9 protein-coding genes are annotated in these 12,520 nt (G+C 75.1%); 4 read left to right on the top strand and 5 right to left on the bottom strand.

What is annotated here, in order from left to right; all coding sequences use genetic code 11:
• Nucleotides 1-33 precede the first annotated feature (33 nt).
• Nucleotides 34-1,059, bottom strand: coding sequence for an MBL fold metallo-hydrolase (locus ACFTWP_RS17690; protein WP_380265481.1), 1,026 nt, complete (start codon nt 1,057-1,059; stop codon nt 34-36).
• 302 nt (nt 1,060-1,361) lie between these two features.
• On the opposite strand from ACFTWP_RS17690, the gene ligA reads away from it, so the two are divergent.
• Together ligA and ACFTWP_RS17680 are read left to right on the top strand one after the other, a co-directional pair.
• Complete coding sequence (ligA, locus tag ACFTWP_RS17685; protein WP_380265561.1) at nt 1,362-3,494, top strand: NAD-dependent DNA ligase LigA; 2,133 nt, start codon at nt 1,362-1,364, stop codon at nt 3,492-3,494.
• A 73-nt stretch (nt 3,495-3,567) separates the two neighbouring features.
• On the top strand, nt 3,568-4,119 hold the full coding sequence (locus ACFTWP_RS17680) for an AAA family ATPase (protein WP_380265480.1): 552 nt from the start codon (nt 3,568-3,570) through the stop codon (nt 4,117-4,119).
• A gap of 285 nt (nt 4,120-4,404) precedes the next feature.
• Here ACFTWP_RS17680 and ACFTWP_RS17675 read toward each other — a convergent pair whose 3' ends face one another.
• Together ACFTWP_RS17675 and ACFTWP_RS17670 are read right to left on the bottom strand one after the other, a co-directional pair.
• Nucleotides 4,405-5,319, bottom strand: a complete 915-nt coding sequence (locus tag ACFTWP_RS17675) for an SDR family oxidoreductase (RefSeq protein WP_380265479.1) — start codon at nt 5,317-5,319, stop codon at nt 4,405-4,407.
• A gap of 180 nt (nt 5,320-5,499) precedes the next feature.
• Nucleotides 5,500-6,966 carry an NAD(P)/FAD-dependent oxidoreductase gene (locus ACFTWP_RS17670; RefSeq protein WP_380265477.1) on the bottom strand — a complete coding sequence of 489 codons (1,467 nt, stop codon included), beginning with the start codon at nt 6,964-6,966 and terminating at the stop codon, nt 5,500-5,502.
• Nucleotides 6,967-7,402: 436 nt separating this feature from the next.
• On the opposite strand from ACFTWP_RS17670, the gene ACFTWP_RS17665 reads away from it, so the two are divergent.
• The gene (locus ACFTWP_RS17665; RefSeq protein WP_380265475.1) at nt 7,403-8,932 is read left to right on the top strand and encodes a carboxyl transferase domain-containing protein; all 1,530 of its coding nucleotides are present in this window, start codon (nt 7,403-7,405) and stop codon (nt 8,930-8,932) included.
• Nucleotides 8,933-9,023: 91 nt separating this feature from the next.
• On the opposite strand, the gene ACFTWP_RS17660 is transcribed toward ACFTWP_RS17665, so the two are convergent.
• Together ACFTWP_RS17660 and ACFTWP_RS17655 are read right to left on the bottom strand one after the other, a co-directional pair.
• A complete protein-coding gene (locus tag ACFTWP_RS17660; protein WP_380265474.1) occupies nt 9,024-9,584 on the bottom strand; it encodes a GNAT family N-acetyltransferase in 561 nt (186 codons plus the stop codon).
• Nucleotides 9,585-9,745: 161 nt separating this feature from the next.
• Nucleotides 9,746-10,729 carry an aldo/keto reductase gene (locus tag ACFTWP_RS17655; RefSeq protein ID WP_380265473.1) on the bottom strand — a complete coding sequence of 328 codons (984 nt, stop codon included), beginning with the start codon at nt 10,727-10,729 and terminating at the stop codon, nt 9,746-9,748.
• Between the two features lie 553 nt (nt 10,730-11,282).
• Here ACFTWP_RS17655 and chvE point away from each other — a divergent pair.
• On the top strand, nt 11,283-12,380 hold the full coding sequence (gene chvE / locus ACFTWP_RS17650) for a multiple monosaccharide ABC transporter substrate-binding protein (protein WP_380265472.1): 1,098 nt from the start codon (nt 11,283-11,285) through the stop codon (nt 12,378-12,380).
• The last annotated feature ends 140 nt before the right edge of the window (nt 12,381-12,520 follow it).

Genomic DNA, 12,520 nt, shown 5'->3' with positions numbered 1-12,520 from the left:
CCCTCGCCCGGACGGGTGGTCGGGGTGGGCGGCTCAGGCCGGCAACGGCTGCCCGCCGCCGGCCGGGGTCCGTCGGCCGGGGATCGCGGCCGACCGCAACTCCTTCGCCACGGTGGCGACCTGGCTCATCACGTCGAGGATGGCCGGCTGCTCGGAGCCGTCCAGGTGCCGGTACTCGGAGCCGATGGTGACCACCAGCCGCTCGGGCAGGCCCAGTTCGGGGTGACGCTGCTCGGCGATCACCCGGCGGGCGGCGTCCAGCGCGGGTATCCCGGCCGAGTGCAGCGCGTGGGCGCGCTCCTGGACGTACGCCAGCAGGTCGATGTGCCGCTGGACGCCGGCCCGGTCGAGCAGCGGCCCGTGGCCGGGTACGACGATCTCGGCGCCGGTGTCCAACACCCGTGCGCAGGCGTCGATCACGTTCTGCAGCGGCCCGGCCCAGTGCACCGGGTGGTCGCCGGGGAACTCGGGCGTCGAGGCGAATATGACGTCGCCGGAGAAGACCGCCCGCTGCCGGGGCAGGTGCACGATCAGGTCGCCCTCGGTGTGCGCCGGCGGCAGGCCGATCACGTGCACGGGGTGGTCCCCCACCCGCAGTTCGAGTTCGCCCTGGAACATCAGGGTGGGGTGCACCGGCTCGGCGCTCGACCAGTCGAACTGCCCGAAGTGCTCGGCGAGGTACCAGCCGAGCGGGGAGTGCGGGTCGGCGCCGTCGACCAGGGCCTGCTGCTGCTGCGGGGTCGGCTCGTAGTGGATGTGCTCCAGGGCCTCCCTGGTGCTGATCACCTCGGCGTCCGGCAGCACCCCCGCGCCCCAGAGGTGGTCCCCGTTGGCATGGGTGACGATCACGCGGTCGACGGACACGCCGTCGGCCAGCCGCTTGCGGCTCTCGGTAAGGAACTCCCCTGCCAGGGACGGGTCGTACGGGGTGTCGATCCAGGCCGCGGTGCGCGCGGAGGCCAGCAGGCCGCAGTTGGCCAGGCCCCAGCCCCTCTTCGGCGGAAGCCATACGTACAGGTCTTCGGCAATCGTGCTCATGTTCGCACGCGCGGTCGTCATGGTCGCGATTATGCCGATGCCGGGTCGGCCGCGCGGCCGAACGCACACGATCACCACAGCCGTATGCCGCGAGAGCACCCCAAACGGTACGAACCGCCCGCCGGTCCGGAGCGGCCGGCGCCGGGCCCGTCCACCAGCTGGACGGCGGACGGACGGCGGACGGACGGCGGGGCGGCTGGTCCCGGGCGGCCACCGGTGCGCGGGAACCGGCGCGCGACCGCCGGTGACCGTCGGGTCCGGGGCACCGCCCGGCAGCGCCCCGGACGTTCGGTCAGCGGGCATTGTCAGTGGTCATCGGCATGATGTGGCCCATGACTTCCACCGCTCCCGTCGCCGTGCTCGCCGATCCCGACGCCTACGCGCGCGCCGTCGACACGGCCGTGTCCGCCGCGGCGGCCTACTACGCGGGCGGCGAGACGCCGCTCGACGACGCCGCGTACGACGCGCTGGTCCGCGGCATCGAGGCGTACGAGGCCGGCCACCCGGCCGAGGTCCTGCCGCACAGCCCGAGCGGCAAGGTGGCGGGCGGCGCGGCGAGCGGGGACGTGACCCACGGCGCGCCGATGCTGAGCCTGGCGAACGTGTTCTCCGCCGACGAGCTGACCGCCTGGGCGGACGGGCTGGAGCGCCGGATCGGCCGGCCCGTCGCCGGATGGCACGTCAGCCCCAAGCTGGACGGCCTCGCGGTCGCCGCCCGCTACCGCGAGGGCCGGCTGGTGCAGTTGGTCACCCGCGGCGACGGCACCGCCGGTGAGGACGTCTCGCACGCGATCGGCACGGTGGTCGGCCTGCCCGACCGGCTGACCTCGGCGCAGACCCTGGAGGTGCGCGGCGAGGTGCTGATGACGCACACGCAGTTCGAGCACGCCAACGCCGCCCGGATCGCGCACGGCGGCGCCGCCTTCGCCAACGCGCGCGGCGCTGCCGCCGGCAGCCTCCGCGCGCGGGACCGCGCGTACGCGGTGGAGATGACCTACTTCGCCTACGACGCCGTGGTGTCGGAGAGCAGCGACGACACGCTCCGGGCCGCGTCGGCGCTCGGCCACGGCCACCTGACGGCCCTGCTCGGCGAGCTCGGCGTGCGGACCACCGACGACACCGGCGTCGCGGGGCGCGGGGCCGCCACCCTGGACGAGGTCCGGGCCCGGGTCACCGAGATCGCCGCACTCCGGGCCGGCCTGCCGTTCGGCATCGACGGGATCGTGGTCCGCGCCGACGCCGCGGCCGACCGCGCCGACGCCGGCGAGGGCTCGCGGGCACCGCGCTGGGCGGTGGCCTACAAGCTGCCGGCCACCGAGAAGGTCACCCGGCTGCTGGGCGTCGAGTGGTCCGTCGGCCGGACGGGCGTCATCGCGCCGCGCGCCGTCCTGGAGCCCGTCCTGATCGACGGGTCCACCATCACCTACGCCACCCTGCACAACCCCTCCGACATCACCCGCCGGGACCTGCGGATCGGCGACCACGTGCTGGTCCACAAGGCCGGCGACGTCATTCCCCGGGTGGAGGCACCGGTGCTGGGCCTGCGCACCGGGGGCGAGCTGCCGGTCGCCTTCCCCGAGGTCTGCCCGGAGTGCGGTTCCGCGATCGACACCTCCGAGCAGCGCTGGCGTTGCGTGCGCGGCCGTGACTGCCGCCTGGTCGCCTCGCTGAGCTACGCCGCCGGCCGCGACCAGCTCGACATCGAGGGCCTGGGCGCCAGCCGGGTCGTCCAGCTGGTCGAGGCGGGCCTGGTGGCCGACCTGGCCGACGTCCTCGCCCTGACGAAGGAGCAGCTGCTCACGCTGGACCGGATGGGTGACACCAGTTCGGACAACCTGGTCGCCGCCCTCGCGGACGCCAGGTCCCGGCCGCTGTCCCGGGTGTTCTGCGCCCTCGGGGTGCGGGGCACCGGGCGGTCGATGTCCCGGCGGATCGCGAGGGCGTTCGGTTCGATGGAGGCGGTGCGGGCGGCCGACGCCGAGGCCCTGCAGCAGGTGGACGGCATCGGGGCCGAGAAGGCCGGCCAGGTGGTCGCCGAGCTCCGCGAACTCGCCCCGTTGATCGACAAGTTGGTGCTCGCCGGGGTGAACATGACCGAGCCCGGCGTCACGCCCGCCGGCCCGGCCCCGGCCGGTGACGAAGCCGCAGCCACGGCCACAACCGCCGGTACCGGAGACGGAGACGGACCGGAGCTCCCGCTCACCGGTATGGCCGTGGTCGTCACCGGCGCGATGACCGGCCCGCTGGAGGCGCTCGGCCGCAACGAGATGAACGCCCTGATCGAACGCGCCGGCGGCCGGGCCTCCTCCGGCGTCTCGTCCCGCACCAGCCTCCTGGTGGCCGGTGAGCGGGCCGGCTCCAAGCGCGCCAAGGCCGAGCAACTCGGCGTCCGCGTCATCACGCCGGCGGAGTTCGCCGAGCTCCTCGGCGGCCTGCTCGACCCGGCCACCCCGTGAGCACCGGGCGGGCGGTGCGGCACCCGGCCGACGGCGGCCCCGCGAGCACCGCACGGACGAGGGCGGGGGCCGGATGACCGCGCCCCTCGCCGTGCTGGTCAACGGGCTGCCCGGCTCGGGCAAGACCACGCTGGCCCGCGCCCTGGCACGGCACCTGGGCCTGCCGCTGTTCAGCAAGGACGTGATCAAGGAGGCCCACGCCGACGTGCTGGGCCCCGACCCGGCCGGCCGGCGGCAACGGCAGTGGAACGCGGCCCTCGGAGCCGCAGCCGCCGAGGCGATGTGGGCTCTGCTGGCCGACGCACCCGCCGGCGCCGTCCTGGAGTCCTGGTGGCCGATCGACGCCCGCGACTTCGTCGTACGGGGTCTGAGCCGCGCCCATGGCCCTGCGGCCGTGGAGATCCGGTGCGACGTCCCGCCGGCGACCGCCCGACGGCGCTTCGAGGCACGACACCCGCGCCATCCGATCCACGGCGGACCGCCCACGGACGACGACTGGGAGCGATGGGTGCGTACGGCACGACCGCTGGGCGTCGGGCCGACCCTTGACGTCGACACCGCCCGGCCGGTCGACGAGCAGGCGGTCGTCTCGTGGATCCGGGCCGCCGGAGCGCCTCGCGCCTGAGCGGCAGCCCGCTGCCGGACCGTACGGGCGCGGCGGCTGCGCGGCGGCGACAGGAGCGGGCATGCCGCTGGGCGCGGCCCCGAGGAGGAGGCCGGGTCCGGGCCCGGAAAAGAATGGAGCGCCGGGCCCGATTCGAACGGACTCTTCCTACTGAAAGTAGGACGTGCTCCACCAGCACCACCGACGCCTGACGAAAGATCACTCTCTCGACGGGAGGAACACTACCAGCTCAGCCCGGGTGCCCGGCACCGCCGGGGCCTCCTCCCGAGGCCCCGGGCCGCGGGGTCAGCGGTAGCCGGTGGCGTCCGCCGGCCGGCCCGGGTCCTGCACCTCCACCATGTAGCGCCAGGCGTCCGGCCGGCTGCCGTCCAGGTCGGTGAACCCGTACTCGCGGGCGAGCTGCCCGCTGGAGAGGGACTGCCCGTTCCAGCGCGCGCGCCCGGGATCGGTGGCCAGCGCCAGCACGGCCCGGCCGACGTACGAGGGGGTCTCGGAGATGCAGAAGTGCGGCACCTGCCCGGTCGCGTCCCGCCAGGTGTCCTCGGTGACGCCGAAGTGGTCGAGCATCATCTCCGAGCGCATCCACCCGGGCGTCAGGGCCACGGCCGTGGCCCCGCGCGGGCCGAGTTCGTGGCCGAGCGCGAACGCCATCCGCAGCACCGCGGACTTGGCGACGTCGTAGAAGAAGGACACCCGGTACCTGCTCCGGTTGTACTCGTCGGTGCCGTCGGTCATCTCCACCACCAGGCCGCCGGGGTTGCGCAGCAGCAGCGGCAGCGCGTGGTGGCTGGTGACGGCGTGGGTCTCGACGGCCAGCCGGAGCAGCCGCAGGCCGTTGTCCAGGTCGTGCTCCCAGACCGTGCTGTCCCACTCGAACAGCCGCTCACCGCCCCAGATGTCGTTGACCAGCACGTCCAGGCGCCCCTGCTCGGCGTCGATCCGCCGCACGAGCGCCTCGACCTGGGCGGGCACCAGGTGGTCGGCCACCACCGCCACGCCGTGGCCGCCCGCGGCCGTGACCAGCGCGGCGGTCTCCTCGACGGTCTCCGGCCGGTCGTACTCCGAGCGCCGGCCGGTGGTGCTGCGACCGGAGACGTACACGGTCGCACCGGCGGTGCCGAGCTGGACGGCGATCGCCCGCCCGGCGCCCCGGGTCGCCCCGGCCACCAGCGCCACCTTGCCGGCGAGTTCCTCTGACATGGCTGGTCCTTCACTTCCGGGGGTCCGGGGCCGAGGGGCTCCGGACCCGGGAGGAATCGGGTGTCGCCTCCGATTCTCGACCAGGGACGGGCGACGGCGGGCCCGGACACGGGACGTCCACCGCCCCTCCCCCCGACCGACGAACCCGCGAACCCCCGCCTGCCGCCCCCGAACCCAGGCTCAGTGGCGACCGGAGACCACGTCCGCGATCCGGGCGATCGGCGAGGTGCCGGCCCGGCCGCCGCTCTCCTGCCGGTCGGCGGCGTGGTAGGCGGCGTACATGCCGTGCACGCCCAGCCAGCGCAGCGGTTCGGGCTCCCAGCGCCGTACGGCGTGCCCGACCCAGGGCAGCGCGGTGAGTTCGGTGGCGCCGGCCGGGCCGTGCCCGGCGTACTCGCGCAGCACCAGGTCACGCAGGGTCCGGGCGGCCAGGTTGGTGGTGGTGACACCGCTGCCCACGTACCCGCCCGCCCAGCCCAGGCCGGAGGCCGGGTCCAGTTCCACCGTCGAGCACCAGTCTCGGGGTACGCCCAGCACCCCCGACCAGGCGTGCGCCACCCCCGCGTGCGGGCCGACGTACCCGCCGGCCGACGGGAAGAAGCGCAGCAGGATCTCCCGCAGCTGGTCGACCGTCCGCCGGTGGGTGAAGCCGTCGTGATCGACCCGCGAGCCGAAGCGGTACGGGACGCCGCGCCCGCCGAGCGCGATCCGGTCGTCCGCGGTGCGCTGCGCGTACATGTACGCGTGCGCCATGTCGCCGAGCGTCTCGCGACCCTCCCAGCCCGCCTCGGCCCAGAAGGACGGCGGCAGCGGATCGGTGACGATCATCGAGGAGTTCATCGGCAGCCAGGTCCGCCGCTCCCCGCGCAGCCCGGCGGTGAACCCCTCGGTCGCCCGCAGCACGAACCGGGCCGAGACCTCGCCGTACGGGGTGAGGGCGCGGGCCGGCACCCGGCCGGCGCCGGGCCGGATCTCCGACACCGGCGTGGCCTCGTGGATCGTCACCCCCAGGGACTCGCAGACCCGGGCCAGGCCGCGCAGCAGCTTCACCGGCTGGATCCGCGCGCCGTACGGACCCCAGGCTCCGCCCAGCGTGCCCGCCACCCCGATCCGGGCCGCCGACTCCGCCGCTCCCAGCAGCACCTGCTCGTGCTGGCCGTAGGCCCGCTCCTGGGCGACGAACGCCTCCAGGCGGGCCAGCTGCGCCGGGTTGCGGGCCACCTCCAGGACGCCGCCCTTGACGATGTCCGCCTCGATGCCCTCCGCCTCGGCGACCCGGATCACCTCGTCGACCGCGTCGTTCATCGCTCCCTGCATGGCGACCGCCGCGTCCCGGCCGTAGCGGCGGGCGAACACGCCGCGGCCGGCGAAGCCGCTGTACAGCCAGCCGCCGTTGCGCCCGGAGGCGCCGTAGCCGCAGAACCGCTGTTCCAGCACGGTCACCCGCAGTGACGGATCGGCCTTCTTGAGGTAGTAGGCGGTCCACAGGCCGGTGAACCCGCCGCCGACGACGCAGACGTCGGCCTCGGCCGGGCCCTCCAGGCGGGCCCGGGGCTCGGGGAGCCCGGTCTCGGCGTACCAGAACGAGACCGCGCCGTTGGCGGTGGCGGACTCGGCGGAGGTGGCGGGAGTGGCGGAGGTGCCCACGGGGAGCCTGCTTTCCGGACGGGCCGGCGGTTGCGCGCCGGACATGCCTGGCACGCTAATCACGACCCTACGCCCGGGCAACCGTCAGGCTGCCAGGGTCGGGGCCGCCCGCACGACAGGTCGTAGGGCGGGCCGCGCGACGAGCCCGCGGCGGCCCCGACGCCCGCTCCGACCGCAGCCGCCGCGACCCGAACGGTGGGCCTGCTCACAGTCACCGCGACCCGCCCGTGGCCCGGGCGGCCGGTGCGTAGGGTGAGCGGGTGGATTCCTGGGAGCTGCACCGACCGACCGGCCACCGGACCGGCCCCGAACCGCACGCCGCCGCGCCGGGCGCCGGACCGACCCGCGAGCGGGAGGCGCCGGGCCGGCCCGGGCGCGCACCGGCACCGGGCGCACCGTGCCGGTCGCGCCGCGCACGTCCGGCCGGGGGCGCCCGGTGACCGCCGGCTCCGGCCTGACGGCCGGCCAGTTCGTCGGCCTGCTGGCCGATCCGGGGAGCTTCACCTGGTGGGACGAGCCGGTCGGCCACGAGGGCGCGGACCCCGCCTACCTGGCCTCGCTGGCCAGGGCGCAGGCCCGGACCGGCCTGGACGAGGCCGTCACCACCGGCCGGATCCTGCTGGCCGGGCGGCCGGTGGCGGTGGTCGCCTCGGAGTTCGGGTTCCTCGGCGGCTCGATCGGCGTGTCCACCGCCGAACGGATCACCCGGGCCGTGGAGCGGGCCACCGCCGAGCGACTGCCGCTGATCGCGCTGCCCGTCTCGGGCGGCACCCGGATGCAGGAGGGCTCGGCCGCGTTCCTGTGCATGCTCCGGGTCACCGCCGCCGTCCAGGCCCACCAGGCCGCCGGGCTGCCCTACCTCACCTACCTGCGCAACCCGACCATGGGCGGCGTCTTCGCCTCCTGGGGCACGCTGGGCCACCTCGTGCTGGCCGAGCCGGGCGCCCGCCTCGGGTTCCTCGGACCGCGGGTGTACGAGGAGCTGCGCGGCGTCCCCCTGCCGGACGGCGTCCAGCTGGCCGAGACCCTGGCCGGCCGCGGACTGGTGGACGCCGTGGTGGCGCCCGGCGACCTGCGCGACGCCCTGCGCCGGCTGCTCGCGCTGCTCTGCGACCGGCCGGCGCCCGCGGACACCCCGCGCCCGCCGACCGAACCGGACGCACCCGACGCACCAGGCGCGGCGGGCGCTCCGGACGCCTGGGAGGCCGTGCTGCGGACCCGGGACCCGGGCCGGCCGGGCACCCGCGAGCTGCTACGCCACGCGGCCGGCCGCCCGGTGCACCTGGAGTCGCCGGCCGGACCGGAGGGCCCCGACCGCGCGCTCGTCCGAGCCCTGGCCTCGTTCGACGGGCAGCCCGCCGTGGTGGTCGGGCAGCAGCGCCGCACCGGTCGCCAGGAACTGCCGTTCACCGCGGCGGACCTGCGCGCGGTGCGGCGGACGGCGCGGCAGGCCGAGCAGCTCGGACTGCCGCTGGTGACGGTGGTGGACACAGCGGGGGCCGAACTCTCCGCGCAGGCCGAACTCGACGGTGTGGCGGTGGAGATCGCGCAGTGCCTGACCACCCTGCTGGCGCTCCGCACCCCGGTGCTCGCCGTGCTGCTCGGTCAGGGCTCGGGGGGCGGGGCGCTCGCCCTGCTGCCGGCCGACCGGGTGCTCGCCGCCCGGCACGCCTGGCTCGCCCCGCTGCCGCCCGAGGGTGCCTCGGCGATCGTGCACCGGGACGGCGAGCACGCCGCCGAACTGGCCCGGGCCCAGGGCATCGGCGCGTACGACCTCGCGGCCGTGGGCCTGGTCGACCGGGTGATCCCCGAACTGCCGGACGCGGCGGCCGAGCCCGAGGCGTTCTGCACCCGTGTCGGCCACGCGATCGGGGCCGCGCTGGCCGAGCTGGCGGCCGGCTCCGAGGCGGACCGGGCCGCGGCCCGCAGGCTCCGCCACCGCCGGCTCGGCGACGCCCTCCGCTGAACCCGCCGGGCCCCGGGCCCCTGCTCTTCCGGACCTACGACCCGGCCCCACGAACCGGGGCCCGGACTGCCGGGGCCGGGCCGGACGGTGCCTACCGGGCCTGCCGGGCCGCCCGCCAGTCCGGGGCCAGGACCGACCAGATCTCCTCGTCGTGCCGCTCGCCCCGGTACAGGTAGGCCTCCCGCAGGACGCCGTCCCGGGTCATCCCGAGCCGTCGGGCCACGGCGATGCTCGGCTTGTTGCCCGCGCAGACCCACCACTCCACGCGGTGGATGCCGCGCTCCTCGACGGCCCAGTCGATGATGGTCCGCACGGCCCGGGTCACCAGGCCCCGCCCCACCGCCGAGGGCTCCAGCCAGCAGCCCGCCTCCGCGGTGCCCTGCGCGACGTCCATCCGGCGGAAGATGACCGCTCCGACCAGCGTGCCGTCGGTGCGGATGCCGTAGATCCGGCCGGCGTCGGCCGCCGTCTTCTCCGCGTACGCCTGCAGGAAGGCCCGGCTCGACTCCAGGTCCGTGACGAAGTCCGGCAGCGCGTTGAACTGCCCGATGAACTCGCGCCCGCGGTCGATGTGGGCCAGGAATTCGTCGGCCTGCCACGGCTCCAGCGGGCGCAACTCCGCGCCGTCGTCACCCAGCGGTATCGCGTACATCGCCACTCCACGGTCGGGGCCAGGGCACTCTGCGCTCGGATCCTCTCACGGGCCGCCGCGGCCTCGGACGGAATTTCGGGGGCGCGGCGGCCGGCCGATTCCGCCCCGCCCCGGGCCGGCCGGGGCGGGGCGGAATCGGAGGGGGCGGAGCGGACGGGGTGTCACCAGCGCGCGTGGACTCCCGCGCGGATCCGGCGGTCGTACAGGTCGCCGACGGCGGCCAGGGTCGACGCGGGGAGCGGTGGCAGGGCGGCGGCGGCCGCGTTCGCCCGTGCCTGCGCGGCGTTGCGCGCCCCGGGGATGACCGTGCTGACGCCGGGCTGCTGGACGATCCAGCGCAGCGCGGTCTGCGCGGGCGTGGCGCCCTCGGGGGCGAGCTCCGCGAACTCGACCGCCGCCTCGACGCCGGTGGCGAAGTCGACGCCGGAGAAGGTCTCGCCCTGGTCGAAGGCCGAGCCGTCCCGGTTGTAGGTGCGGTGGTCGTCGGCGGGGAAGACGGTGTCCCGGGTGTAGCGGCCGGAGAGCAGGCCGGAGGCGAGCGGGACGCGGGCGATGATGCCGACGCCCGCGGCGACCGCGGCCGGCAGGACGTCGTCCAGCGGCTTGAGCCGGAAGGGGTTGAGGATGATCTGCACGCTCGCCACGCCCGGCCGGGCGATCGCGGTCAGCGCCTCGGCGCAGGTCTCGACGCTGACGCCGTACGCGGCGATCCGCTCCTCGGCCACCAGGGTGTCGAGCGCGTCGAAGACCTCGTCGGAGGAGTAGACGGGGGTGGGCGGGCAGTGCAGTTGGACGAGGTCGAGCCGCTCGACGCCCAGGTTGGCGCGGGAGCGGTCCGTCCAGGACCGGAGGTTGTCCAGGGTGTAGTGCTCGGGGCGCTGCTCCACCCGGCGGCCCGCCTTGGTGGCCACCAGGATGCCGGCGTCGGGGCGTTCCCGCAGGTAGCGGCCGATGAGCTGCTCGCTGCGTCCGTCGCCGTAGACGTCCGCGGTGTCGAAGAAGGTGACGCCGGACTCCACCGCCGCGTCGAGCACGGCGAGGGCGTCCTCCTCGCGGACGTCACCCCAGTCCGCGCCGAGCTGCCAGGTGCCGAGACCGACGACGGAGGCCTTGCGGCCGGTCCTGCCGAGTACGCGCTGTTCCATGCCCAGAGCCTCTCACTTCGCGCCGCGGGTCGGCGCCCGTCCGGCAACCCCGCGTGTCCGGGTGGTCCCCCGCCGCCGGGGCGGCCGGGGGTCCGTTCGGCGGCCCGGTGGTCGGACGGCTCACGGATCGACGCGTCCTCCGTCCGGGGCATTCGGCGCGGTGCGGGCGCGCGTCGGACGCCGGCGTGCGGTGCCCCCGCGGGGGTACGGGGGCAGGCGGCGCCGGGCTTGTGTCAGCTGGATTGTTAACGCTAACAATCCTGCCGTCAAGACCCCGCGCGACCTCCTCCGAATCCCCTCCTCCGCGAGACCCAACGGTAATATCGGCCCCCTTGACGAGGTTTCTGTGAGCGTTAACACTCATGTAACGCCAGGCCGGGAGCGGTCCGGCAGCGACACCCCCACCCGGCGCCGGAAGGCCCGCCCGGCCACCACCGGGCGGCCACCGGGCCCCCTGAGACACCCCGGTGCCGGGGCTCGCACGCCCCCGCTCGACCGGCCCCGAACCCACCCCGGGGCCGCGCGCCGACCACGGCACACCACTGGAGGAATTGTGCGGAAAGTACTGACGGGCCTCGCCGCGACCGGCCTCGCGCTCACCCTGGCGGCCTGCGGCCAGAGCGCCAACGGCGCCGGCGAGGGAGCGGGCGGCGGCGACGCCAAGGGCGGTCTGGTCGGCATCGCCATGCCGACCAAGTCCTCGGAGCGCTGGATCAACGACGGCAGCAACATGGTCAAGCAGTTCCAGGCCAAGGGGTACAAGACCGACCTGCAGTACGGCGACAACGTCGTCGAGAACCAGGTCTCGCAGATCGAGAACATGATCACCAAGGGCGCCAAGCTGCTGGTGGTCGCGGCCATCGACGGCTCCTCGCTCACCGACGTCCTGCAGAAGGCCGCCGACGCCAAGATCCCGGTCATCTCGTACGACCGGCTGATCCGGGGCACCAAGAACGTCGACTACTACGCGACCTTCGACAACTACAAGGTCGGCGTCCTCCAGGGCACGTACATCGCCGACAAGCTGGGCCTGGCCGGTGGGAAGGGCCCGTTCAACCTGGAGCTGTTCGCCGGCTCGCCGGACGACAACAACGCCACCTTCTTCTTCAAGGGCGCGATGAGCGTGCTGTCGCCGTACCTGGACAGCAAGAAGCTGGTCGTGCAGAGCGGGCAGACCGACTTCAACCAGGTCGCCACCCTCCGCTGGGACGGCGGCCTGGCGCAGTCCCGGATGGACAACCTGCTGAGCAAGTCCTACACCTCGGCGCAGGTGGACGCCGTGCTCTCGCCCTACGACGGCATCTCGATCGGCATCCTCTCCTCCCTCAAGGGCGTCGGCTACGGCGCTGCCGGGAAGCCGATGCCCGTCGTCACCGGCCAGGACGGCGAACTGGCCTCGGTGAAGTCGATCCTGGCGGGCGAGCAGACCCAGACCGTCTACAAGGACACCCGCGAGCTGGCCAAGGTCGCCGTCCAGATGGGCGACGCGCTGCTGACCGGCGGGAAGCCCGAGGTCAACGACGAGAAGCAGTACGAGAACGGCGTCAAGGTCGTCCCCGCGTACCTGCTGCAGCCGGTCAGCGTCGACAAGGAGAACTACCAGAAGGTGCTGGTGGACGGCGGGCAGTACAGCGCCGACCAGCTCAAGTAGTCCCGGGGCCCGAGCTCCGGGCCGCGCCGAGCCCGGCGCGGGGGGGGGGGGGGCCCCCCCCCCCCCCCCCCGCCCCCCCCCGCCCCCCCCCCCCCCCCGCGCCCCCCCCCCCAACACACCGCCCCCGCGCCCACAAGCGT

The sequence above is a fragment of the Kitasatospora sp. NPDC057015 genome (assembly GCF_042673745.1).
Taxonomy (GTDB): Bacteria; Actinomycetota; Actinomycetes; order Streptomycetales; family Streptomycetaceae; genus Kitasatospora.
This window is presented reverse-complemented; position numbering and strand designations above follow the sequence as displayed.

Bases quoted from the DNA above. Each gene is read 5' to 3' on its own strand.
- ACFTWP_RS17660 (WP_380265474.1), bottom strand. From the start codon at position 9,584: ATGTACGCGATACCGCTGGGTGACGACGGCGCGGAGTTGCGCCCGCTG.
- ACFTWP_RS17690 (WP_380265481.1), bottom strand. From the start codon at position 1,059: ATGACGACCGCGCGTGCGAACATGAGCACGATTGCCGAAGACCTGTAC.
- ACFTWP_RS17655 (WP_380265473.1), bottom strand. From the start codon at position 10,729: ATGGAACAGCGCGTACTCGGCAGGACCGGCCGCAAGGCCTCCGTCGTC.
- ligA (WP_380265561.1), top strand. From the start codon at position 1,362: ATGTGGCCCATGACTTCCACCGCTCCCGTCGCCGTGCTCGCCGATCCC.
- ACFTWP_RS17680 (WP_380265480.1), top strand. From the start codon at position 3,568: ATGACCGCGCCCCTCGCCGTGCTGGTCAACGGGCTGCCCGGCTCGGGC.
- ACFTWP_RS17675 (WP_380265479.1), bottom strand. From the start codon at position 5,319: ATGTCAGAGGAACTCGCCGGCAAGGTGGCGCTGGTGGCCGGGGCGACC.